The sequence below is a fragment of the Streptomyces sp. NPDC031426 genome, from assembly GCF_055581585.1.
Window position 1 is genome coordinate 1 of the sequence record NZ_JBVIJE010000035.1, and the last position, 24,459, is coordinate 24,459.

Below are 24,459 nucleotides of genomic sequence, written 5' to 3' on the forward strand. Positions count from 1 at the left end.
TTCCCTCCTTCCCCCCCCCCCCCCCCCCCCCCCCCCCCCCCCCCCCCCCCCCCCCCCCCCCCCCCCCCCCCCCCCCCCCCCCCGCCACGTGGGACAGGCCCGAGCTCCAGTGGTTCCGGGCGGCGTCGGGCGGGCTGATTGCGGCCTGTTCCGCCCGATTCGACTGGGTGCGGGGTTTCCATGGCTGCGGATTTGCGCTATGGGGTCACCGCACCCTCGGTTCACCGGAATGATTCTCGACAGCCCGCTGCGACCTGTTGCATGCTCTATTTGTCGAGCGGCACCGGGGGGAGCTGGGTGATGACGTCGCTATCTTTTCTTTCGTGAGGCGGAATTGACATTCTGTCGATTTTCCAGCCTGCACGGTTTGGGCTGCCTGCCGTCCTAAGGCATTCATCGATGCCGGCGGCTTTGTCGGCAGCCCGCACATGATCCGCGTGACGGACCGATTCCGTCTTTCTTCGAACTTCCTTCACGGAGCCATGAGCCCCATGCTTCATCCCACGCCTTTGCTGTGTCTGCCCTTCGCCGGAGCAGGCGCCAGCTTCTACATGCCCTGGCGATCCCTCGGCGTCGAGGGCGTCGATGTCCGGCCACTCCAACTGCCCGGCCGTGAGCGCCTGGTTGACCAAGAGCCGTACACCAACGTGCAGAACGCGGCCGACGGACTGCTTGCCGCCGCCCTCGAAGCGGCCGGAGAGGGGCCGGTGGCCGTCTTCGGCCACAGCCTCGGCGCGATCCTCGCGTACGAGCTGGCCCACCGGATCGCCGACCACGGCGCCAACGAGCTGGTCCACCTGTTCGTGAGCGGGTCGCAGGGGCCCTGGAACGGCCGTACGGAGCGTGCGACCGGACTGGACGACGACGCGTTCCTCGCCCGCGTCCAGGAGTTCGCCGGCTACACCCACCCGGCGTTCGACATTCCGGAGATGCGTGAGCTGCTGCTCCCCACGCTCCGGGCCGACGTGGAGATGCACGAGGCCTACGTGCCCACCTCCGAGCGCAGGCTCGCCGCGCCCATCACCTCGATCCGCGGCGTCGACGACCACCTGGTCTCGGCCGACGCGGCCGACCACTGGCGCGACGCGACCAGCGCGACGTTCACCGCCGTGGACGTACCCGGTGACCACATGTACCTCGACGCGGATGCCAAGTCACTGCTCGAGCTGATCGCCTCGCGGCTCCGGTCCGGGCATACGGAGAACTGACGTGAGACTTTCCCGGAAGACCGTCCTCATCACCGGCGCGGCCCGCGGCCTCGGCCGTGCCTGCGCCCTGAGGTTCGCCGAGGAAGGCGCGGACCTGGTGCTGCTCGACGTCGCTGCGGACATCACCGACGTGCCCTACCCGCTCGGCACGTCCGACCAGTTGGAGGCCACCGCACGGCTGTGTCGCGAGCGCGGTGCCTCCGTGCTGGCCGCCCGGGCGGACGTGCGGCAGCAGAAGGAGGTCGACGCCGTCGTGGCCGACGCCCTCGACCGGTTCGGCCGGATCGACGTCCTGGTCAACAACGCCGGAATCGCGGCGCCTTCGGGCAAGGCCAGCCATGAGATCACCGAGGACGAGTGGGGCGTCATGCTGGACGTCGACCTCTCCGGCGCCTGGCGAATGATCAAGGCTGTGGCGCCTTCCATGGCGAGGCAGCGGTCCGGCAGCATCGTGAACATCTCGTCGACGGCGGGCCTCGTGGGCTACCGCTACTTCGCCGGTTACGTCGCCGCGAAGCACGGCCTGGTCGGGCTGACCAAGGCGGCGGCGCTCGACTACGCGGCCCTGCAGATCCGCGTCAACGCCCTGTGCCCCGGACAGGTCCGTGAGGAGCCGACTCTCGAAGGCCGGATGCTCTCGGAGGTGGCCCGCTCGCTCGGTGTCGCGCCGGAGGACCAGGAGACAGCCTTCCTGGAGTCCCAGCCGATGAACGCCCTGGTCAACCCGGAGGACGTGTCAGCGGCCGCCTTGTGGCTGGCCAGTGACGACGCGCGCCAGGTGACCGGGAGCGTCGTCACCGTCGATGGCGGATTCAGTACGCGATGAGCGCACCAGACCACACGACCGCGCACACCGCCCGCACCAGCCAGGAGACCAGCATGGCAACCCGGATCAGCCCGCCCCCGACGGCCGGACCCGGCAGCGCTGCCGACTTCTTCGCGGGGACGACCTTCGACGCGCGGCCGGCCCGCGCGTGCCACAGCCTCGTCCGCCGGATGCCCGAAGGGCTCACCGCAGACCGGATCACCGAGCGGTTGACCGCCGCCCAGGAGGCCGGCGCGCTGCCCGCAGACCTCCGCCTGTGGGTCGAGGACGTGGCCACGGCCGCCGCCGACCCCGCCTCCGAGGCGCTGCGTGCCCGTGAGGGTTCCCGGGCGGTCGGTCACGGAGGTCGGCTGCGCGTGGTCCTGCTGTCCTACGCCGACGGCGCGGCCGACCTGGTCCTCGTGGCCCACCGCCGTGCCGTGGACATCGCCGGGCTCGACCTCGTCGCCCGGATCCTGTCCGGCACCGCGGACGACGCGGGCCGGCTGACCGGCCCCGGCGACCTGACGCGCCACACCGCCGTGGACGCCGAGCCGCCGGCCTGGGGCATGGGCGACGCGCGACGCGCCGGCGCCACGGGCGTGGTGCGGATCGGTCCCGTGGAGATCGCCCTGGAGCCGGCCACCCCCGTCCTGCTCGCCGCCACCGCCCTGGTGCTGTCCCGCTACGCGGACCGCGGCCGGACCGTCGGCCTGCTCACCGCCGACCACGAGGGCCGCGAACGGTTCGCCGCGGTGACCCTGCCCGCCGACGACGACACACCGGTCGCCGACCTGGCCCGACAGGCCGAGAGCGCCATCGCCTCCGCCACGCCCGTCGGTGCCGGCCAGCCCGTCCCCGCGGTGGGAATCGTGGCGCTGTCCCGCCAGGACGAGGCGTACCGGCCCTTCCTGGAGCTGCCGTTCCCGGTGACCTTCACCTGGGAGCCGCTGCGGGACGGCACCTTCACCGGTCGCCTCGACTACGACGAGTCGGTGCTGGACCCCGAGGTGGCCGAGCAACTGGCCCGGCACGTCGGCCGCCTGACGGCCCTCGTCGGTTCCAAGCCGGACGACGCCCAGAGCGACCGGACCCCGGTGAGCGGGGATGTCGAGCTGATGGCCGACGAGGAGCGCGCGGCCCTGCTGGACCTCGGAAGGTCGCAGCCCGTCCGCCCGCAGCCGGCCACCACCATCCACGCGGCCTTCGCCCGGCTCGCCGCCATGTGTCCCGACGCGACCGCCCTGTCCGACGCCGACCGCGAGCTGACCTACGCGCAGCTCGACGAAGCGGCGACGCGGATGTCCGCCGCACTGGCCGAACGGGGCGCCGGCCCGGGCTCCTTCGTGGGCGTCTGCCTGGACCGTGACACCGACTTGGTGGTCACCCTGCTCGCGGTGCTCAAGACCGGGGCCGCCTACGTCCCGATGGACCCGCGCTACCCCGTCGAGCGGCTGCGGTACACGACCGAGGACGCGGGGCTGCACCTCGTGGTCACCACCCTCGGCGGGTTCCCCGCCCTCGACGGCGTCACCGTGGTGCACCCGAACGCGCTGGCCGGATCCACGGCCGGGGCACCCGAGCCCGTGGACGACCCCGAGGCACCGGCCTACGTCATCTACACGTCCGGGTCCACCGGCAAGCCCAAGGGCGTGGTCGTACCCCACCGCAACGTCGTCGCGCTCATGGCGGCCACCACCGAGGACATGCGGCTGGGCCCGGACGACGTGTGGACCCTGTTCCACTCCAGCTCCTTCGACTTCTCCGTGTGGGAGATCTGGGGCTGCCTGCTCACCGGCGGCCACCTCGTCGTGGTCCCGTACTGGGTCTCGCGCTCGCCGGAGGAGTTCCACGCGCTGCTCGTCCAGCGCCGTGTCACCGTGCTGAGCCAGACTCCTTCCGCTTTCGCTTCGCTGCGCGACGTACACCTGAACCAGCAGCAGTCGCTCGCCCTGCGGCTCGTGGTCTTCGGCGGCGAGCCGTTGGACGTGCGGTCCCTGGAGCTGTGGTTCCGGCGCGAGCCGCACGACCGGTGCCGGCTGGTGAACATGTTCGGCATCACCGAGACCACCGTGCATGTCACCACCCAGACGGTCACGCCCGTCGAGGTGGCCGCCGGATCCCGGTCGGTGGGGACGGCGCTGCCCGGATGGACCCTCTCCGTGCGCGATACCCGGGGCCGCGTACAGCCCCTCGGTGTCCCCGGCGAGATCTACGTGGGCGGCGCAGGCGTGGCCGACCGCTACCTGAACCGTCCGGAGCTCACCGCCGACCGTTTCGTCGACGACCCGCTGACCGGTGAACGCGTCTACCGCAGCGGCGACCTGGGACGGCTCCGTCCGGGCGGGCTGCTCGATCACCTGGGCCGGATCGACGACCAGGTCAAGGTGCGGGGCTTCCGCATCGAGCTCGGCGAGGTCAGGTCCGTCCTGCTCGACGACCCCACGGTCTCCGCGGGCGCCGTCGTGTTGAACCAGGGCGACGGCGACGCGGCCGGGGTGCGCCTCGACGCCTATGTGGTGCTGCGACCCTCCGGCTCGGTGGCCGAGGTCCGGCGCCGGCTGCGCGACGTCCTTCCGGAGCACATGGTGCCGGCCACCATCACCGCGGTGTCCGAGATCCCGCTCACCGTGAACGGCAAGGTGGACACGGCCAAGCTGCCCAAGCCCGACCAGCTTCCCGCGACGGAGTCCGCCACCGACGCTGCCACCGACGCCGCTCGCGCGGCCGAGGCGGAGGCCCCTGGGGAGCAGAGCCTCGCCGACGCGGTCCTGCGCGCCTGGCGGGCCACCCTCGGCCCCGAGGTGAAGCCGGACGACGACTTCTTCGAACTGGGCGGCAACTCGCTGCTCGCGGTGCGGCTTTCCGCGGCGCTGCGCCGGGAGGGCCTGCAGTCCGTACCACTGCGCGACCTGTACCTGCAGCCGACCGCGGCGCGCCTCGTGGAACACCTCACGGCGCGGCAGGCGGCCGAGGCCGGGGCGGAGCGCTGATGACCGGCCACGCACGGAAGGTGCCCCGGGTCGCGGTCGTCTACGACCTCGGCTCCGCCACACCGAACGACATCCTGGCCGCCGCCCACCGGCTCTGCGACGTGCTCTTCGTCGCGGACTTCGACCGGCCCGCGGCCGCAGCCGCCCGGCAGTCCCTGCTCGCTCTCGCCGAGGTCGTCGACGTCACCGGACGGGAGCCGGAAGAGCGGCTCCGGCTGCTCCGGGAAGCCGCGGTCGACGGCGTCGTCACCTACAGCGAGTACCAGCTCGCCGAGACGGCGCGGCTGGCGCACGGTCTCGGGCTGCCCTACCACGAGGTCGAGCTGATCCCGGCGCTGGTGGACAAGCTGGTGCAGCGTCGGATCCTGGCCGAGGCCGGGGTCCAGGCCACCCGCTGCGCGGTGATCGGCGACGATCCGGCGCAGGCGCTCGACCTCGTCGGTGTGCCGGCCGTGATCAAGCCGCGGATCGGTGCCGGGAGCCTGCACACCACGCGGGTGGACTCCGCCGAGGAGTTCCTCGCCGTGGCGGCCGCCCGCCCCGCCGGTATCGAGTTCGTCGCCGAGCAGATGCTGGAGGGCGACCCCCTGGTGGCCGGCGAGTTCTGGGGGGACTACGTCTCCGTGGAGTCCGTCCACACCGCATCCTCCTCCCGGCAGGTCTGCGTCACCGGGAAGTTCGCCCTCGCCGAACCCTTCCGCGAGACCGGGATGCTGCTGCCGGCCACGCTCACGGAGGAGGCCACCGCCGAGGTCCTGGCCCTGGAGGCCGCGGCGGTGCGGGCCCTGGGCATCCGCCACGGCATCACCCACACCGAGATCAAGCTGACCCCGGACGGCCCCCGGATCATCGAGGTCAACGGCCGACTGGGCGGATACGTACCGGAGATCCTCCGCAGGGCCACCGGGATCAACCTGGTGCGAGCGGCGCTGGACGTCGCCCTCGGCGCAGAACCCCGGATCCCGGCCACGCGCCACCGGGGCGTCACCTACCAGTACTTCCTCACGCCGCCGGCCGTGGCGGGCACGCTCACCACGGTCGACGGGGTGGCCGAGCTCGCCGAGCTGCCCGGCGTGCGCAACGTCGAGACGCACGCGGAGCCGGGGCGGATCGTGGACTTCCGCGAGGGCACCCAGAGCCACTTGGGCGTGGTCTTCGGCTCGGCCCCGGACCACGACGCACTGCGGACGGTCGCGGAGTCGATCACCGCCACCTTCCGCCCCGTCCTCGCGCCGTTGGCCGGCGCGGGCGCCTGAGGCAAGAGCACGAAGAGATGGAACGAACGATGAGACCTACGCCGGGCTACCCGCGCAGTGCGACGATCCACGAACTGTTCCTCCGGCAGGCCGCGGTCACGCCCGACGCCCCCGCTGTGGTGAGCGCGCACGGCACGCTGACCTACCGCGGACTGGCGGAACGCTCGACCCGGCTCGCCGCCCGCGTCCGCGCTCACGGGGTGCGCCCCGGAGAACTCGTGGCCGTACGCGCCGAGCGGAGCCCCGAATGGGTCATCGCCAACCTGGCCGTGCTGCGCGCCGGAGCCGCGTACCTGCCGATCAGCCCCTCCGAGCCGGACCGGAGGGTGGAGTACCTGCTCGACGACGGCGGGGTGCGGCTGCTGCTCGGCGACCGCGAGGGCGAACTGCCCGGCGGCCGTGGGACCGAGATGGCGATCCAGGACGACCGGGTCCCGGACGCCGGGGCCCCGGCGGACGACGAGCCGGACGAGGCCGGGGCCGAGAGCCTCGCCTACGTGATGTACACCTCGGGCAGCACCGGACGGCCCAAGGGCGTCATGGTGTGCCACCGCAACGTGGTCCGACTGGTCCGCGGTACGGATTTCGTCGCGTTCTCCGACGGGATGCGGGTCCTCCAGACCGGTGCGGTCTCCTTCGACGCGAGCACGTTCGAGCTTTGGGGCCCGCTCCTGAACGGCGGCGCGGTCGTGCTGCCCGAGGAGGACGCCGTCCTGGACGCGGGCCGGCTCGGCGCCGCGCTGCGGGACCACGCGGTCACCACCCTGTGGCTCACCTCGCCCCTCTTCAGCCGGCTCGCCCGGCAGGACCCGTCCGTCTTCGCCCCGCTGACCGACCTCGTGGTCGGCGGCGACGTGGTGGCCGGCGAGCACGTGGCGGCCGTCATGGCCGCCTGCGCCGGGATACGGGTCGTCAACGGCTACGGCCCCACGGAGAACACCACCTTCTCCACCACCCACCGCATCAGCCCGGAGGAGACCGGCGGGCCGCTGCCCATCGGGCGGCCCATCGCCCACTCCACCGCCTACGTCCTCGACCCGGAGGGCGCCCTGGTCCCGCCGGGTACCGAGGGCGAGCTGTACGTCGGCGGCGACGGCGTGGCGCTCGGCTACCTCAACCGGCCGGAGCTCACCGGGCAGGTCTTCCTGCCCGACCCCTTCCTGCCGGGCGGCCGCATGTACCGCACGGGAGACCTCGCACGACAGCGCCCGGACGGGATCATCGAGTTCCTCGGCCGCGCCGACGGCCAGGTGAAGATCCGGGGTTACCGTATCGAGCCGGGCGAGGTCGAGTCCGTACTGCGCGGCCACCCCTGCGTCGGCGAGGCCGTCGTCGTACCACGGGTGCGTGAGGGCGGGGACGCGACGGACCGCTACCTCGCCGCCTACTTGACGGAGGCCGAACCGCTCGACGTCCGCGAGGTGCGCGAGCACCTGGCGGAGCGGCTTCCCCGCCACATGGTCCCCGGGCACCTCGTCGTGCTCGACGCCCTCCCGCTGACGGCCCACGGCAAGGTCGACCGGTCGGCGCTGCCCGACCCGGCCGAACTCCACGACCTGCCGGTGGAGCACGTGCCGCCGCGGGACGCCGTCGAGGAGCGGCTGGTGGCGATCTGGGAGAGCGCGCTGCCGCCCGGCGCCACCGTGGGAGTGCTCGACTCGGCGTTCGACCACGGTGTCGACTCGCTGACGGCGGCCGGTATCGCGACCGTCATCAGCGCGGAATTCCAGCTTCCGGTGACCGTCGCGGACATCTTCCGCAACCCGACCGTCGAGGACCTCGCGGTCCTGCTCGGTCAGCGGGCCCCCGGGCCCCAGGGACCTGCCGGGCTGCCCGCCGCTCCCCTGGCCGACCACTACCCGCTCGCGCCCCAGCAGTACCCGCTGTTCGTGGCGCAGCGCAGGGACGAGAACTCGGTCCAGTACAACGTGCCGGTGCTGCTGGACCTGCCGGCCGACGTGGACGGGGTCCGGCTCGCGGAGGCCTGGCGCGCACTGGTCCGCCGCCACGAGGTCCTGCGCACCTCGTTCCTGCTGAAGGACGAACCCGTACAGGTGGTGCACCCCCACGTCGTGTCGGAGCTGCGCGTCACCGAGGGGGAGCCGCGGCTCGACGAGCTCGTCCGGCCCTTCGACCTGGCGACCGCGCCGCTGGCCCGGGCGACCCTGCACCGGACCGGCGACCGGTCCGTGCTCTTCGTCGATCTGCACCACCTGGTGGTCGACGGGCTCTCCCTCAAGTACCTCTTCGGCGACCTCGACGCGCTGTACCACGGCCGGGAACTGCCGCCGGTCGCACACCCCTACCGGGACTACGCCCACTGGGCGGCCGCGGGGGAGGGCAAGGCGATCGCCGAGCAGCAGCGGGCGTACTGGACCTCCGCGTTCCGCGACCGGCCCGCCCCGGCCGAGCTGCCCACCGACCGGCCCCGGCCCGCGCTGCGCAACCACGCGGGTGACCTGCTGCCGTTCCGGCTGGGCACCGAACGCACCGCCGCGCTGCGCGCCTTCGCCGCGCAGCGGTCCGTCACACTCTTCGCGCCGCTGGCGGCCGCGTACGCGGTGTTCCTGTCCCTCGTCACGGGGCAGGACGACGTCACCGTCGGGGTGCCGGCGTCCGGCCGTACGGCCCCCGGCCTCGACTCGGCGGTGGGCATGTTCGTCAACACGGTCTCCCTGCGGCTGCGGCCCGCGGGGGACAAGCCGTTCGGTGTGCTCGTCGAGGAGGCGGCCACCACCGCCCAGGAGGCGTTCGCCCACCAGGACTTCCCGTACGGCGAACTCGTCCGCGAGGCGGGGGAGCCCACGCCCGGCCGCAACCCCCTCTTCGACACCCTGCTCGCGCTGCAGGCGAGCGTGCTGCAGACCGTCGACTTCCTCGGGGAGCGCGTCCTGCTGAGGGCCCGTCACACCGGACAGGGCATGGCCGACCTGAACATGCAGGTCTTCGAGGAGCAGGACGACCTGCACGTCGAGTGGGAGTACTCGACGGAGCTCTTCGACCGTGACACGGTCGCCGCGTTCCGCGACACCCTCCTCGGCATCCTCGACCGGGCGCTCGCGCACCCGGGCATGACGGTCGCCTCGCTGGGACGGCCGGCCGAACCCGGTGCCCCCGGCACCACAGCCGCGCCGGGACTTCCCGGCATCGCATTCGACTTCTGATCCACACGCCGAGGAGCACCTCGTTTCAATGAGTTCTCACCTGACCGTCGGGCAGCGAAAGATCGCCGCCTCACAGCGGCCCGCCTCGGCTGCGTTCTGGGCCCGCTTCCTCGACGGGGCCCGTGCCGCCGGGTTCCCGGCCGACCGCCCCGCCGCCGCCCGTACCGGACGCACCCGCCCCACCGCGGTGCTCGACCTCGACCCCGCGCTGGCCGAGCGGCTGACCGCCGTCAGCCGTGGCGACGAGACCACCCTCCACACGCTGTTCACCGCCGCCGCGATCGCGCTGCTGAACGCGTACACCGGTGAGCGCGACCTGGTGGTGGGGCAGCCTCCGACCGCGCCCCGGCCGCTGGCCCGGGTCCTGCCGACCCGCCTCGAGCTGCTCGCCGAGGACACCCTCAAGACCCTCCTGGGCCGCCTGAGCCAGGTCACCCTGGACGTGCTCACCCACCAGGACTACCCGGTCGAACTGACCGGCGCCGAGGTCGAGGTGGCCGTGGCGCTGGACGGGCTGCACGCCGCGGAGGCGGTCGACGCGGTTGCCACCGACGTGCTGTTCCACGTACGGCGCACCGAGACCGGTCTCGCCCTGGACGTACGGACCGAGGCGGAACGGTTCTCCCCGCAGAACGCCGCCCGCCTCGCCGCTCACTACGTGCGACTGCTCACCGCCGCCCTCGCGGCGCCGGACACCGCGCTCTCGGAGCTGGACCTCAGTGCCGGGACGGATGCGGCCGTGGTCGCCGCGGCCAACGACACCACCGCGCCGTTCCCCGACGACGTGACCCTCCCGGAGCTCTTCGCCCGTACGGTGGCGGCCACCCCCGACGCCGTGGCCGTCGTGTCCGGCGACGTCTCCCTCACCTTCGCGGAACTCGACCGTGCCACCACCCGGCTGGCCCATACCCTCCGGGAGCAGGGCGTCGGCCGCGAGGCCATCGTCGGTGTCCTCGCCGAGCGGTCGGTCGAGATGCTCGTCGCCATCCTCGCCGTCCTGAAGGCCGGCGGGGCCTACCTGCCGCTCGACGCCTCCCTGCCGGCCGCGCGCATGACCTACATGCTCGAGGACAGCAAAGCGGCGATCGTCCTGGCGCAGGCCGACCGCGCCGCCCTGGTGCCGTCCTCCGTCACCGTGCTGGAGCTGTCCGCGGATGTCTCCGAGGACGCCGGCGAGCCCCTGGGGACGGGGTCCCCGACCGACGCCGCGTACGTCATCTACACCTCCGGCTCCACGGGCTCCCCCAAGGGCGTGGTGGTGGAACACCGCAGCGTCGTCAACCGCCTCAACTGGATGCAGCGCGCGTACCCCATCGGTGACACGGACACCATCCTGCAGAAGACGCCGGTCTCCTTCGACGTCTCGGTCTGGGAGTTGTTCTGGTGGCACATCGAGGGCGCGCGCGTCGCCCTGCTGGCGCCGGGCGGTGAGCGTGAGCCGGAGGCCATCGTGGCCGCCGTCGAGCGCCACCAGGTCACCACCCTGCACTTCGTGCCGACCATGCTCGGTGCGTTCCTCGACTACGTCGCGGCCACCGGAGCCCAGAAGCGCCTCACCTCCCTGCGCCGGGTCTTCGCCAGTGGCGAGGCCCTCGGCGTGCACCACGTGCGCCGCTTCGCCGAACTGCTCGGCCACGCCGAGCTGGTGAACCTCTACGGTCCCACCGAGGCGACCGTGGACGTCAGCCACCACCGCACCAGCGCCGACGACACCGTGGTCCCGATCGGACTGCCCATCGACAACATCCGGCTGTACGTGCTCGACGAGCAGCGCCGCGAGCGGCCGGTGGGCCTGCCGGGCGAGCTGTACATCGCCGGCGACGGTCTGGCCCGCGGCTACCTCCACCGGGCGGAACTCACCGCGGAGCGGTTCGTGGAGAACCCCTTCGAGGGCGAGTCCCGCGCCTACCGCACCGGCGACATCGTCCGGCGCCTGGCGGACGGCTCCCTCGAGTACCTGGGCCGCAACGACTCCCAGGTCAAGCTCCGCGGCTACCGCATCGAGCTCGGCGAGATCGAACGCCGCCTCCTCGACCACCCGGGCATCGGCGACGCGGTGGTCGTGGTGCGCGCCGGTACGGACGGACACCAGCGCCTGGTCGGGTACGCCGTGGCCGCCGAGGCCGCCGGGGACCGGCCGGCCGAGCAGCAGCTGCGCGACCACCTCGCCGGAACGCTGCCCGAGTACATGGTCCCGGCCCGCGTCGTCGTGATGGACGCCTTCCCGCTCTCGCCGAACGGAAAGCTGGACCGGGGCGCCCTGCCGGAGCCCGCCATCGAGGCCGCCGGCCACGTGGAGCCCCGTACCGAGAGGGAGAAGGCACTGGCCGGCCTGATCGCCGAAGTGCTCGGCCGCGACCGGATCGGCGTGCACGACAGCTTCTTCGCGCTCGGCGGCACCTCCATCCACTTCGTCACCGTGCTGGCCAAGGCGCGCAAGCTCGGCCTGGCCTTCACCTTCCAGCAGCTTTTCGCCAACCCCACCGTCGCCGCCCTGGCGGCCGTGCTGGACGAGGGCGGCACCCAGGAGGAGCTGCGCCACGAGTTCGCGCCGTTCGAGCTCATCAGTGAGGAGGAGCGCAGCCGCCTGCCGGAGGACGTCGAGGACGCCTACCCGATGTCGATGCTCTCGGCGGGCACCATCTTCCAGAGCGAGATGACCAGGGGCAGCTCCCAGTACCACGACATCATCGGTTACCTGATCAACAGCAGTTTCGACGCCGAGGCCTTCACCGAGGCCGTGCGGATCCTGGTCGACCAGAACCCGATCTTCCGTACCAGCTACCGGCTGAGCGGCTTCCGCGACTACCTGCAGCTCGTCCACAAGGCCGTGGACCCGCCGCCGCTGTTCATCGCCGACATCCGTCACCTCGACGACGCGGCCCAGGAGGCCTGGTACGAGGAGTGGGAGCGCGAGGAGAAGGCCCACGCCTTCGACTGGGAGTACCCCGGTCTCATCCGGCTGCACGTCCATGTCCTGCGCGACGACCTGTACCGCTACAGCATCAGCCAGCACAACTCGGCGCTCGACGGCTGGAGCATCAACCTGGTGCACACCAAGCTGTTCGAGATCTACCACGCCCTGTGCACCGACGGCGTGTTCACCGGTGAGCCGGTCCCCAACCACCTGCGCAACTTCATCGGCCTGGAACAGCAGTCGATCAACTCCGCGGAGGACCGCCAGTACTGGCTCGACCGGCTGGAGGACCGGCCGCAGACGATCGTCCCGCGGCTGCGCCCGCGGGACGAGGAAGCGGCCTTCAACGTCGTCCTGCAGGACGTGCCGCTCCCGCGCGGCCTCTCCGACCGGATCGTGGCGCTCGCCGGACGCCTCGGCGTCCCGGTGAAGACCGTCCTGCTCGCCGCCCACATGAAGGTGCACGCCGTGGTGACCGGCGAGCGCGACGTCATGACCGGCTACGAGCACAGCGGCCGCCCGGAAGCCCCGGACGCGGAGAAGGCGTGCGGTCTCTTCCTCAACTCGGTGCCGATGCGGGTGGAGCTCGCCGACGGCAGCTGGGAGGGGCTGATCCGGCAGGTCTACGACACCGAGACCTCCTTCCTGCCCCACCGCCGCTACCCGATGGCCAAGATGAAGCAGGACCTGCAGACCCAGGTGCCGCTGTTCGAGACCGTCTTCAACTTCACGCACTTCTACTCGCTGAAGAAGCTGCGCGAGCTGCCCGAGTTCTCGCTGCTGGACGTTCGCTCCGTGGCCATCACGGAGTTCCCGTTCCGCTCTGAGTTCTCCCGGCACTTCTACACCGACGAGGTGCAGCTGAGCCTGCACTACCACACCGACGCGTTCGACAACGATCACATCGGGCGCATCGGCGGCTACTTCATTGCCGCGCTCGACCGGATGACCGCCGACCCGTCGGAGTCGCACGTCGCCGGGGCGCTGCTGGGTGACGAGGAGCTCGCCGCGCTGGCGGAGTTCGGCTCCCGCCCGCAGCCGGCCGTGGCCGGCAGCGGGGCCGACGCGTCCGTCGTCGTACTCGACCCGGCGGGCTTGCCCGCGGCGATCGGCGCTCCGGGCGACGTCGTCCTGGTGAGCGCGGACGGCACCCGCTCCGTCGTCGGCCGGGGCCGCTGGCTGCCCACCGGCGTGCTGGAGCAGGCCGGCGAAGTCGCCGACGAGCCGCAGGTCCCGGCGTCGGCGGACGCCGTCGAGGAGGCCGACGGCGAACTGTCCTCGGCGGCGCTGCGCGTGGCAGCGGTCTGGGGCGAGGTGCTCGGCATCGACCCCACGACGATCAAGCTCACCGACGATTTCTTCGAACTCGGTGGCAACTCGCTGGCCGCGATGCGCGCGGTGATGATGCTCAACGGCCTGCTGACGATCAAGGACGTGATGCGCAACTCTCGGCTCGGCGAGCAGGCCGGCCTGGCGGAGAAGCTCACTCAGGACGAGGGCTCCGGTGTACTGGTGCGGCTCACGCCCGCCGCCGACCGGCCCTCGGCGACCCTCGTCTGCTTCCCCTACGGTGCCGGTCACGCGGTGCACTTCCGCCCGGTCGCCGACGCGATGGGCCGCAAGGACGCCTCCTTCGCCGTGCTGGGCGTCGAACTGCCCGGCCACGACCCCAAGTCCGGCGCCGACGAGCTGATGCCGGTCGCCGACATCGCGGGCCTGGTGGTCGAGGAACTGCTGAGCCAGGAGCGCGGCAGGATCGTCCTGTGGGGCCACTGCGTGGGCTCCGCGCTGGCCATCGAGGTGGCCCGGCAACTGCGGGCGCGCAACGTCGAGGTGGAGCACCTGTTCATCGGCGCCAAGCTGCTGTACGACGCCGCCGCCCTGCACGAGTCCATCGACTACGTCTCCTCGATGACGTACGAGGACATCAAGCACTGGCTCACCGTGGAGACCGGCTTCACGGGCTTCGACGAGCTCGGGGCTTCCTACGCGGACCTGCTGGTGCGCACCTTCCGGCACGACTCGACCAGCGCCAACGCGTACTACCTGACCGGGTACGAGGAGGGCGGGGCGGCCGACCCCCGGCCGGTGACCGTACCGACGACGGCCGTGTACGCGGCCGACGACCCGGTCACCACCGGCTTCGCGGACCGCTACCGGGACTGGGAGCCCTTCACCGGCGTCCCGCGGATGCTGGAAATGCCCAGCGGCGGCCACTATTTCACTCGTACCCGGCCGGCCAAGGTCGTCGAGATCGTCCTCGAGACGCTCGCCGGGGCCGCTTCCCCGGCCCCGTCCGCCGAGCCGAACGGAGCGGAGCGATGACGACGACCGACGCACAGCCGACCGCGTCCGTGGACCTCTCCTCCTCGGCGCAGTTCGTCCCGGAACCGCCCTACCGGGTCTGGGCCGCGATGCGGAACCTGCCGGAGCTCCCGTGGCAGGACCGGCCGGACGCGCCGGGGTTCTACTCGGTGACCCGGCACGACCACACCCGGACCGTCCTGCGTGACGTCGCCACGTACAGCTCCGAGTGGGGCATGACGCTGGACAGCACGCTCGGCGTCCGGGACCCCGCGGCGGGCCTGATGATCGAGCTGACCGACAAGCCGCGGCACGCACGGCTGCGCAAGCTGGTCACCGGGGCGCTCACCCCGCAGTTCGTCCACTCGCTCACCCCGGTCATCGAGCAGCACGCCCGGCGGCTGGTCGAAACGGCCGTACGGCAGGGCGAGGTCGACGCGGTCAGCACGCTGACCGCCCCGATGCCGAGGCTGGCCATCGGCTCCATCCTCGGCATCCCCGCCGAGGACCACGAGACGGTCGCCTCGATGGCCAGCCGCGCCATCACCGGTACCGAGGCGGCGGGCGGCTCGGCGCCCACTCTGGCCGAGCGCCGCCGCGTCAGCGAGACCGGCAACAACGACCTTCTCATGTACTTCGTGGAGATCATCGAGGGGCAACCGCACCGACTGGACCCGAACGGCATGGTCCGCCGCCTGATGGACATCGAGATGGACGGTGAGCGGCTGAGCTCGGACGAGGTGCTGCTCAACTGTCTCAACCTGGCCATCGGCGGCTACGAGACCACGAAGAACGCCGTGGCGGCGGGCCTGCTCCGGCTCGCCACCACGCCGGGCGCCTGGCAGTGGCTGCGCGAGGACCACGGGCGGGTCCCCGCGATGATCGAGGAGATGCTCCGCTTCGACACCCCCGCCATGCACCTCATCCGCACGGTGACCCGGCCGGCCGTGCTCGGCGGAACGGAGCTGAAGGAAGGGGACACGGTCTGCGTCTGGCTCTCGGCGGCCAACCGCGACCCCGAGGTGTTCGAGGCGCCCGACGAGTTCCGCCTCGACCGCACGCCCAACAACCACCTGTCCTTCACCATCGGACCGCATTTCTGCCTGGGCGCCGTACTGGCCCGGCTGGAGATCCGCTCGCTCTTCACCGAACTGCTCACTCGTGTGGAGTCGGTGGAAGCCCTGTCCGGTCTGATCCGCAGGCCGTCGAACTTCATCGCCGGAATCGACCGGTTCGACATCGCACTGCGTCCGGCCTGAGCCCCCCGATCCCGGTGTGCCCCGGAGCCGTTGCTCCGGGGCCACCCCCTGCGCTCCCAACGAGAGAAGAGCCCATGCCTATGCAACTCCCCGCCGGCCGGGTGGTCATGGTCGGCTTCGGCAAACTGCTGCTGAACCAGATGGAGCAGTTCCTGCCGGAGAACAGCGTGGTGGTGGTCGAGGACCCCGACATCATCCGCAAGCGCGCGGTCCACGAAGCCGCGGCGGGCCTGCGCTGCGTCGGTTCCGTCGTCGCCGCCCCGTACCACCAGGACCTCGCTCTCGTGGCGGCCGTCGAGGAGCACCTGGCGGGAGAGCCCGTCGCACTCGTCATCGCCGGCCTGGAGTACGGCGTCCAGGGCGCGGCCGTCCTGGCCGAGCGGTTCGAGAGGCCCGGTGGCGGTGTCAAGGCCGCCGCCGCCCTCACGGACAAACTGCGGCTCCGGGAGGCCGCGCAGGCCGGGGGGCTGCGCAACCCCGAGTGGACCGAGGTGCACGGGCCCGCGGACACCGAGGCGTTCGCCGCCGGCGGGCCCGTCGTCCTCAAACCCGCGAACCGGCACGCCTCGCTGGGCGTCCAGCTGCTGGAGCCGGGCGACGACATCGCCGCGGCCTGGGAGCTCACCGTCTCCGCCCAGGACGACATGATGCTGCCCGACCGGGAGCTCGCCTGGCGCTACATGGCCGAGCGCCGTCTGTACGGTCACGAGTACAGCGTCGAGGCCCTGGTGCGTGGCGGGGACATCGTGTTCCTGAACGTCACGGACAAGCTCACCGCCGGTGGCCGCTACCCGGTGGAGCTGGGCCATGTCGTGCCCGCCGGCCTTCCGGACGACGTGCGACGCGGCTTCGAGGAGGCCATGACGCGCTTCGTCGAGGCCATCGGGTACGACACCGGCATCCTGCACGCCGAGTGGATGCTCGACGAGGAGGGCCCGGTCCTCATCGAATGCGCGGGCCGGGTGCCCGGTGACTCCATCACCTTCCTCCTCGACGCGGCGTACGGCGGCAACGTCATCCGCACCCTGGTGGAACTCCTGGCCGGCGTCAGCCCGAAGCTGCCGGGCAGCACCCCGATGGGGGCGGCGATCCGCTTCCTGACCGCGCCCGCGGGCACGGTACGGGAGGTGACGGGCGTCGAGGAGGTACAGCAGCGGACCGGCGTGCTGCGCGCCGCCGTCACGGTGGCACCCGGGGACCAGGTGGCCGAACTCCGGTCCTCGTGGGACCGGGTCGGCGAGATCATGGTCCTCGCCGCGGGTCCGGCCGAGGCCCGGTCCGCCGCCGAGGAAGCGGCCGGGGCCGTCCGCATCACCGTGGACGCCGAGGCCGCGCTGTGAGCACCGGGGGGACGCAGGGCGGCCGGACGGCCCGCCTGCGTGAGAAGCTGCTCGGCCCGGCCGCCGTCGAGGGAGGCGTCGCCTTCCTCACGATCGGGCTCATCGACGCCATCGGCACGGGCATGTACCTGGCGGGCTCGGCCTTGTTCTTCACCACGGTCGTGGGGCTGACCGCGTCCCAGGTGGGCATCGGCCTCTCGGTCGCCGGTGTGCTGGGACTCGCCGCCCAGCCGGTGATCGGATGGCTGGCGGACCGCTGGACCCCGCGCAAACTCCTGGTGATCCTCAACCTCTACCGGGCCTGCGGCTTCACCGCATACGTCTTCGCCCACGACTTCATCAGCTTCCTGCTCATCGCGGCCTTCCTCGGCGTCGGCGAGCAGGCGGTGTTCCCGATCTACCAGGCCCTCGCCGAGCAACTGGCGGGCGCGGACGGGCGCGTCGCGATGATGGCGCGCATGCGTGTCGTGTTCAACGTGGGCTTCACCCTCGGCGGCCTGCTCGCCAGTGCCGCCATCGCGGTGGGCACCCGCGCGGCGTTCAGCGTGATCGTCCTGGGCAACGCGGCGTCGTTCCTCGTCGCCGCGCTGCTGCTGAGCAGGCTCCGGCTGCGCAACCCGGCCGCCCCGGCCGAACCGAAGGCCAAGAAGGCGCCCCTGCGCCTGGTCGCCCTGCGCGATCTGCGGTACGTGGCCGTCGCCGGGGTCAACGGCGTGCTGGTCCTGCACATGGCACTGCTCGGCATCGGCGTGCCGCTCTGGGTGAGCGAGCACACCAGCGCGCCGAAGGCCCTGGTCGGGCTGCTGCTGGTGGTCAACACGGTGCTCGCCGTCGTCTTCCAGGTCCGGGCTTCGGCCGGTACCGAGGACGTCGCGGGCGGCGTGCGAGCGATGCACAAGGCGGCGGTGGCCCTGGTGGGCTCCTGCGCGCTGTTCGCCCTCGCGGGCTTCGACCTGCCCGTCGTCGCGGTCGTCGCCTCGCTGGTCCTCGGCCTGGCCCTGCTGACCGCGGGCGAGCTCTACCAGTCCGCCGGCGGCTGGGGCCTGTCGTACGCACTGGCCCCGGACCGCTCCCGGGCCGAGTACCTGGCCACCTTCAACCTGGGCACGAGCGCCCAGTTCGTACTCGGCCCCACCATCGTCACCGTCGGTGTGATCGGCAACGGGACCGCGGGATGGGCGGTGCTCGGCGCCGTCTTCCTGCTCGCCGGCGCGTTGGTCGGCCCGCTTGCCAGGGCGGCCGAGAGGCGGCCCGTGCTGCGTACCGACCCGCAGACGGACCAGACCGCGGCGAGCGCCGTGTGACAACGCGTCATCCGACGGTGCACCAGTGATACGAGGAGTTGACCGGATCATGGCAGAGACCAGGGCTCTGCGCCGACCGCTGCCTCGCCCGCGGGCGGTCATGCGCATCGTGTGCCTGCCCCACGCGGGCGGTTCGCAGAGCCTGTACCAGGACTGGGCGCAGCTGCTGCCGCCCGAGATCGAACTGATCGTCGCCTGCCCGCCGGGGCGGCTCGTCCGGATCGACGAACCCTGGCCGGCCTCGATAGCGGACATGGCGGCCGACTTCGCGGCCGAGCTGGCTCCCTGGCTGGACCGGCCCTGGGCGGCCTTCGGGCACAGCATGGGAGCTCTGGTCGGCCACGAACTCGTCCTGCGCGTCCAGCAGATGGGGCTGCCCGCCCCCGCGAGGCTCTTCGTCTCGGCCTGCGCGGCACCCACCCTGCGCCGCGACCGCGGCCAGCACGTGATGACGGACGACGACCTGTGCGCCGAGCTGGCCGAGCTCGGCGGCATCGAGCCGGAGCTGCTCGCACTCCCCGAGCTGCGGGAGATGGTGCTGCCCGTCATCCGTGGTGACTATGAGCTGCTGGCCCGCTACCAGCCGCGCCGCGGCGAGCTGCTGTCCTGCCCGGTCAGTGCGTTCGTCGGCGTGGCGGACGCCGAGCTGACCCTGGACGGGGCAGCCCGGTGGAGCGAGTGGACCTCCGGACCGAGTGAGGTGGTGGAGTTCACCGGCGGCCACTTCTACCTCTCCGAGCAGCCGGAGCGGGTGATCGGGGAACTGCTCGACAGGCTCCCCTCCGCCGGGTTCGCAGCCGGGAATTCCGGCGAGCTGGGTCCGGCGACGAGGGCTTGATCTTCGACCGCTCCAGGTGTTCCACCCGTTTTCTTGAAACCACCCCCCATTTTTTGACGACAGAGGTCACGCGTGAACGAGTTGAGGTTCCATTGGTGCTCTCCCCTGGAGAGCGGTCAGAAGAAGGCCTCCGGACAGTACGACGCGGGAAGCCTCGACTTCGACGGCATCGTGTCGTTCGTCAAGGAGGCGGAGGAGATCGGTGTCGATTCTCTTCTGATGGCGATCAGTTACCACATGCCCGACCCGCTTCCGATGCTCGGTGCGCTCTCGCACCTGACGGACCGGATCAACCTGCTTCTGGCATACCGTCCGGGCCTGCTGTCGCCCACGCTGTTCACCCAGGTGGTCAACACGGTTTCGTGGATGTCGGGCAATCGCGTCCACCTGAACATCGTGGCGGGCATCTCCCCGAAGGAGCAGGCCTACTACGGCGATTTCCTCCACCACGACGCACGCTACGAGCGCGCCAACGAATTCCTGGAAATCATGCACGGCCTGTGGGAGAACAGCGGGCCGCTGAGCTACGAGGGACAGCACTACCGCATCGAGGAAGCCCAGTTGGGCCTCGGTCACAAGGGCGGCGGCCGGCCCCGCATCTACCTGAGCGGCGCCTCGGGCGTGGCGCAGCAGACGGCCGTGAAGTACGGCGACTGCTGGCTCCGGTACGCCGACACGCCCGAGGAGATCGCGAAGGCTGCGGAGCCGGTGCTGGCGGAGGGGTGCGACGTGGGCCTGCGCATGCAGGTCCTGGCCCGGGCGACCAGGGACGAGGCGCTGGCGCAGGTCGCGGAGATGATGCGCGAGCCCGACGAGAAGCAGCGCAAGTTCATTGCCGAGTTCATGGCCAACGTGGACTCGGAGGCGGTGAAGAACTCCTTCCGGCTCGCCGACACCTCCGGTGACGACTGGCTGTCGCCCTACCTCTGGTCGGGTGCCGTCGCGTACCGGGGCGGCCCGGCGCTGTGCATCGTCGGCAGCTACGAGGAGGTCGCCGACTACATCATGGAGTACAAGGCCGCGGGCGTCAGCGAGTTCATCTTCTCGGGCTGGCCGTCGCGCGACGAGATGCGCATCTTCTACAAGCACGTCCTGCCGCTGGTCAGGCAGCGTGAGGCCGAAGCCGAGGCTGCCGGGACCGGGCAGTCCGCCGTCGCCGGTGCGGTGAACTGATGGTGCAGCCGGCGCGCGAGCGGGCGCAGTTCGCGCTGTTCGCCATGGGTGTGCTGCTCGGCCTGGTCGCCGAACAGGTCGTCATGTTCAGCGTCCCGCTGCTGATCTTCCAGGACACCGAGAACATCTCCGTGCTCGGTGTCTCCTTCGCCCTGGAGTGGCTGCCCGGCCTGCTCGCCTTTCCCTTCGCGGGCCTCATCGCCGACCGTGACGGCGGCCCCCGGCTCTTCTCCCGGGTGAACACGGGTCGCGCCGTCGTGCTGGCGCTCGTACTGACGGCCTGTGCCGCAGTGCCGTCCTGGACCACCCCGGCGCTGATGGCCGGCTCGGTGTGCATGTCGCTGCTGATGGCGCCGATCCGGCTGTCGGTGGAGAAGACGGTGCTGCTCCTGGCCAAGGGGGAGAAGGTCGCACGCACGCAGTCCCTGGTGCAGAACATGGAGCTGCTGGCCATGGCCGTGGGCCCGGCGCTGGCCGTGCTCGGTTCGGTGTACATGGGGAAGCTGTGGCTGCTGGGCGTCGCCGCGGCGCTCTGCACACTGGCGGGCCTGTGCTGGCTGCCGCTGCCGCGGGGCGAGCGCCAGCCCAACCCCGGCAGCGTGGCCAAGACCGTGGGCGAGCTGCGCCTCGGCTGGTCGCTGCTGATCCACAACAAGCCCGTCGTGCTGCTGGTCAGCATCAACTTCTCCATCAACCTGGCCTTCGCCACGGCGCTGAGCGTCAACGCGGCGGTGGTCACCGACATCTTCAAGGCACCCGAGTCGTCCTTCGCCCTGCTCAACACGCTGGTGGGCGTCACGGGCCTGCTGAACCTGATGCTGGTGCCCACCCTGCTGAAGCGGTTCGAGGTCAAGGCCCTGGGCGTGTTCGGTTTCGTGCTGCTCAGTGCCTCGCTGCTGGGACTGGCCTCCGCCCCGTCCTTCGTGCTGTACGCGGTGGCCTACGTGGCGGCGTTGATGGGCGTGGCGTACTTCAACGTCTACAACCGCACGCAGCGCGTCAAGGTGATCCCGTCGAGTCACCTGGGCAAGGTGATGGGCCCGTTCTACCTGCTCAACACCTTGTCGTATCCCATCGGCGGCCTGCTGATCGCCTTCCTGGGCAACGCTCTGGGCCCGCAGCTGCTCGTCGGGATCCTGGCGGTGCTGCTCGCCCTGTACGGCCTGGTGGTCCTGCCGCTGACCATCCGTGGGTTCAACGTGGCCATCGCCGCGGTGGAGCAGGAGCGTCCACTCGCGGACATCGCCGGCAACTGAGCGCACCGGCCCGCCTTCTCACCCCGTCTCGACATCAGGAGCAGTACGTGCACATCGTCATCGTCAACCGGTGGCCCCGATTCACCGAAGGCGTGCGCTGGGACCACGAGCTCACCCGGTACGAGGAGTTCATCGACCACGAGGCACATCGGGTCAGCTATGTGGTGGACCGTGTCGGTGCCACCGGCGTCCGGGCCGCGCGCGAGCGGATCGCCTCGATGGTCGAAGTGGACGACATCAGCTCCTACGACCAGCTTCGCGCCGCGGTGACGGAGGTGACGGAACGGGTCGGCCGCCCGGTGGACCAGATCATCACGCTGTCCGAGTTCACGCTCGACGCGGTGGCCCGGGTACGGCAGGCCCTGGGGATTCCCGGTCCCGGCCCCGAGGAGGTGGCCGTCTACCGCAACAAGGTGCGGATGAAGGAACTACTCGCGGAGGCCGGACTGCGGGTGCCGCGCTTCGCCGGCTGCGAGAGCGTCGAGCAGACGCTGGCCTTCGCGGACGCGTACGGCTACCCCCTGATCGTCAAGCCGGTGGACGGTGCGGGCAGCATCGGCGTGCACCTGATCCCGGACGAGGAGGCCCTGCGCGCCCTGTGGGAGACGCAGGAGCCGGCCGGCAACGAGATCGAGGAGTTCATCACCGGCACCGTCCACCACGTCGACGGCTTCGCCGACGCGGACGGGAAGATCGGCTTCCAGGTGGTCTCGCGCTATCTGAACGACTGCCTGTCCTTCGAAGGCGGCGCCCCACTCGGATCGGTGGTCGTCCAGCAGGGGCAGCTCCGGGAGCGGATCGAGGAATTCACGCAGAGCTGCGTGACGGCCCTCGGCATGCGCGGAATGCCCTTCCACCTGGAGCTCTTCGTCACCGGGACCGAGGAGCTGGTCTTCCTCGAGGTGGCCGGCCGGATCGGCGGCGCCGAAGTGCCATACCTCATCCACAAGCTGTTCGGTGTGAACCTCTTCGAGGTCTGGCTGAAGGCCCTGGTCGGAGAGCCCCTTCCGGCGACCCCCAAGAACGGTGACCCGAGCGGTGGCTGGGTGATCATCCCCAAGCCGCGCGTGCTGCCAGCCGAGGTGGTCTCCTCGGTCCCCATGAGCAGCATGGTCGGCTCCGTGTGGCGGGAGCTCGTCCCGCAGCCCGGTGACGTGATCGACGCGGGCGGTGGATACGACAGCCTCCAGAGCGGACGCGGCATCGTGGTGCACGACTCCGAGGCACAGGCCGAAGCCGATGTGCGCCACCTGATGGAGAACTTCCGCGTCGAGTTCTCCCCGCGCCGGCGCGTTCAGTGACCGGTAGCACAACAACCCGATTCCCCAGACTGGAGTGTTTCCCGTGACCGACCGTCCTCTTGTGGCCCTCGTTTACCAGCGGCCGGGCATGCCGTGGATGTTCGAAGGAGCCCGACGGGCGGAGGTGGACGTCGTCCTGATCCACCGCCCCAACCCGCGCCCCGACGAGGCCCTGCCCGCGCAGCTTCCCCCCGCCGTCGTACAGACCCTCCCGCTGGACATCTTCGGGGACGAGGCCGCGGCCCTCGCCGCCATCGAAGAGCTGCACGGCGAGCGGCCGCTGGCCGCGATCGTCACCGCGCTCGACGTAGCCGTGCCGTTCACCGCCAAGGCCGCCCGCATGCTGGACCTTCCGGGTCTGAGCGAGGAGACCTCCTTCGCGGTGCGCGACAAGCGCGAGATGCGCCGCCGCCTGGAGCAGGCCGGACTGAACACCCCCGCCTACGTGGGCCTTTCCGGCCCGGAGGACTGGAAGCTCGCGGCGGACCTCGTCTTCCCGGTCGTGGTCAAGCCCGCCGGCGGTTTCACCAGCCTCGGCGTCACCCGGGTCGACTCGCCCGAGAAGCTCGAGACCACGGTGAAGTCCGTGTGGGAGGTCTGCGAGCGATACCTCGGCTACGGAGGGAGCTCCGCCCAGTTCGAGGGCCTCGTCGTGGAGGAGTATCTCGACGGCGACGAGTACTGCATCGAGTCCCTGTCCTACCGGGGCCAGGTGAAGATCCACACCATCGGCTACAAGGGCCGTCCCGAGGGTCCCTACTTCGAGGAGAAGGTCTACCGCGCCCCGGCCCCGCTGTCCCCGGATGTCGAGCGGTCCATCATCGAGCAGATCACCGGCGCCCACGCCGCCCTCGGCGTCACCGACGGCCCCACCCACTCCGAACTGCGCCTGCGCGGCGACGAGGCGTACCTGCTGGAGATGGGCGCGCGTGTGGGCGCCTCCGGTGCCTCCCACCACATCGTGGAGTCCGTGACCGGCGCCGACTTCACCGGCGACACGTTCCGCATCGCGATGGGCCGGGAGCCCCTCGGCTGGAACGAGCCCGTCCGGCACCAGGGCACCGGAGCCATGTACTTCGTTCCCGTCGGCGGATCCGGCCGCATCACCGCGATCGCCGGCCTGGAGGAAGCCGCAGCCGACCCCAGGGTCGACCGCATCGTCCAGCTGCTGCACCCGGGCGACCGGATCCTCCCGTACCCCGAGTACTCGGGCTACCCCGGATTCGTCTTCTCCCGCCACGACTCGTACGAGGACGCCGAGCAGTTCCACGACGGGCTCGACGAATCCGTGGCCATTCACTACGAGTAAGCCGCGCCCCCCGGACCCCCGCCCGCGCACCT

The 24,459-nt window shown here is 71.3% G+C and carries 14 protein-coding genes; all 14 read left to right on the plus strand.

Annotation, left to right across the window (positions count from 1 at the left end):
- Window positions 1-428 precede the first annotated feature (428 nt).
- The 14 genes from ACZ5NH_RS39920 to ACZ5NH_RS39985 all read left to right on the plus strand — a co-directional run bounded on the left by ACZ5NH_RS39920 (window position 429) and on the right by ACZ5NH_RS39985 (window position 24,427).
- Window positions 429-1,208, plus strand: a complete 780-nt coding sequence (locus ACZ5NH_RS39920; protein WP_468782590.1) for a thioesterase II family protein — start codon at window positions 429-431, stop codon at window positions 1,206-1,208.
- Window position 1,209: 1 nt separating this feature from the next.
- Window positions 1,210-2,034 (plus strand): mycofactocin-coupled SDR family oxidoreductase, encoded by an 825-nt coding sequence (locus tag ACZ5NH_RS39925; protein ID WP_468782592.1) that lies wholly within the window; start codon window positions 1,210-1,212, stop codon window positions 2,032-2,034.
- Complete coding sequence (locus tag ACZ5NH_RS39930) at window positions 2,031-5,006, plus strand: amino acid adenylation domain-containing protein (protein WP_468782594.1); 2,976 nt, start codon at window positions 2,031-2,033, stop codon at window positions 5,004-5,006. The genes ACZ5NH_RS39925 and ACZ5NH_RS39930 overlap by 4 nt, the downstream gene beginning before the upstream one ends.
- Window positions 5,006-6,262, plus strand: a complete 1,257-nt coding sequence (locus tag ACZ5NH_RS39935) for an ATP-grasp domain-containing protein (protein ID WP_468782595.1) — start codon at window positions 5,006-5,008, stop codon at window positions 6,260-6,262. Before ACZ5NH_RS39930 ends, ACZ5NH_RS39935 begins: the two co-directional genes overlap by 1 nt.
- A 29-nt stretch (window positions 6,263-6,291) precedes the next feature.
- Complete coding sequence (locus ACZ5NH_RS39940; protein WP_468782596.1) at window positions 6,292-9,426, plus strand: amino acid adenylation domain-containing protein; 3,135 nt, start codon at window positions 6,292-6,294, stop codon at window positions 9,424-9,426.
- Window positions 9,427-9,454: 28 nt separating this feature from the next.
- The gene (locus ACZ5NH_RS39945; RefSeq protein ID WP_468782598.1) at window positions 9,455-14,668 is read left to right on the plus strand and encodes an amino acid adenylation domain-containing protein; all 5,214 of its coding nucleotides are present in this window, start codon (window positions 9,455-9,457) and stop codon (window positions 14,666-14,668) included.
- Entirely contained in the window at window positions 14,665-15,906 is a 1,242-nt protein-coding gene (locus ACZ5NH_RS39950) for a cytochrome P450 (RefSeq protein ID WP_468782600.1), read from the plus strand. Before ACZ5NH_RS39945 ends, ACZ5NH_RS39950 begins: the two co-directional genes overlap by 4 nt.
- Window positions 15,907-15,980: 74 nt before the next feature.
- Window positions 15,981-17,246 (plus strand): ATP-grasp domain-containing protein, encoded by a 1,266-nt coding sequence (locus tag ACZ5NH_RS39955; RefSeq protein WP_468782602.1) that lies wholly within the window; start codon window positions 15,981-15,983, stop codon window positions 17,244-17,246.
- Complete coding sequence (locus ACZ5NH_RS39960) at window positions 17,243-18,550, plus strand: MFS transporter (protein WP_468782604.1); 1,308 nt, start codon at window positions 17,243-17,245, stop codon at window positions 18,548-18,550. The genes ACZ5NH_RS39955 and ACZ5NH_RS39960 overlap by 4 nt, the downstream gene beginning before the upstream one ends.
- A gap of 49 nt (window positions 18,551-18,599) precedes the next feature.
- Window positions 18,600-19,388 carry a thioesterase II family protein gene (locus ACZ5NH_RS39965; RefSeq protein ID WP_468782606.1) on the plus strand — a complete coding sequence of 263 codons (789 nt, stop codon included), beginning with the start codon at window positions 18,600-18,602 and terminating at the stop codon, window positions 19,386-19,388.
- A gap of 72 nt (window positions 19,389-19,460) precedes the next feature.
- A complete protein-coding gene (locus ACZ5NH_RS39970; protein ID WP_468782608.1) occupies window positions 19,461-20,561 on the plus strand; it encodes an LLM class flavin-dependent oxidoreductase in 1,101 nt (366 codons plus the stop codon).
- Window positions 20,561-21,817, plus strand: a complete 1,257-nt coding sequence (locus ACZ5NH_RS39975) for an MFS transporter (protein ID WP_468782610.1) — start codon at window positions 20,561-20,563, stop codon at window positions 21,815-21,817. Before ACZ5NH_RS39970 ends, ACZ5NH_RS39975 begins: the two co-directional genes overlap by 1 nt.
- A 47-nt stretch (window positions 21,818-21,864) precedes the next feature.
- A complete protein-coding gene (locus tag ACZ5NH_RS39980) occupies window positions 21,865-23,118 on the plus strand; it encodes an ATP-grasp domain-containing protein (protein WP_468782612.1) in 1,254 nt (417 codons plus the stop codon).
- Between the two features lie 43 nt (window positions 23,119-23,161).
- Window positions 23,162-24,427 (plus strand): ATP-grasp domain-containing protein, encoded by a 1,266-nt coding sequence (locus ACZ5NH_RS39985; RefSeq protein WP_468782614.1) that lies wholly within the window; start codon window positions 23,162-23,164, stop codon window positions 24,425-24,427.
- Window positions 24,428-24,459 lie beyond the last annotated feature (32 nt).

Bases quoted from the DNA above. Each gene is read 5' to 3' on its own strand.
- ACZ5NH_RS39955 (WP_468782602.1), top strand. From the start codon at position 15,981: ATGCCTATGCAACTCCCCGCCGGCCGGGTGGTCATGGTCGGCTTCGGC.
- ACZ5NH_RS39950 (WP_468782600.1), top strand. From the start codon at position 14,665: ATGACGACGACCGACGCACAGCCGACCGCGTCCGTGGACCTCTCCTCC.
- ACZ5NH_RS39935 (WP_468782595.1), top strand. From the start codon at position 5,006: ATGACCGGCCACGCACGGAAGGTGCCCCGGGTCGCGGTCGTCTACGAC.
- ACZ5NH_RS39940 (WP_468782596.1), top strand. From the start codon at position 6,292: ATGAGACCTACGCCGGGCTACCCGCGCAGTGCGACGATCCACGAACTG.
- ACZ5NH_RS39945 (WP_468782598.1), top strand. From the start codon at position 9,455: ATGAGTTCTCACCTGACCGTCGGGCAGCGAAAGATCGCCGCCTCACAG.
- ACZ5NH_RS39930 (WP_468782594.1), top strand. From the start codon at position 2,031: ATGAGCGCACCAGACCACACGACCGCGCACACCGCCCGCACCAGCCAG.
- ACZ5NH_RS39965 (WP_468782606.1), top strand. From the start codon at position 18,600: ATGGCAGAGACCAGGGCTCTGCGCCGACCGCTGCCTCGCCCGCGGGCG.
- ACZ5NH_RS39975 (WP_468782610.1), top strand. From the start codon at position 20,561: ATGGTGCAGCCGGCGCGCGAGCGGGCGCAGTTCGCGCTGTTCGCCATG.
- ACZ5NH_RS39920 (WP_468782590.1), top strand. From the start codon at position 429: ATGATCCGCGTGACGGACCGATTCCGTCTTTCTTCGAACTTCCTTCAC.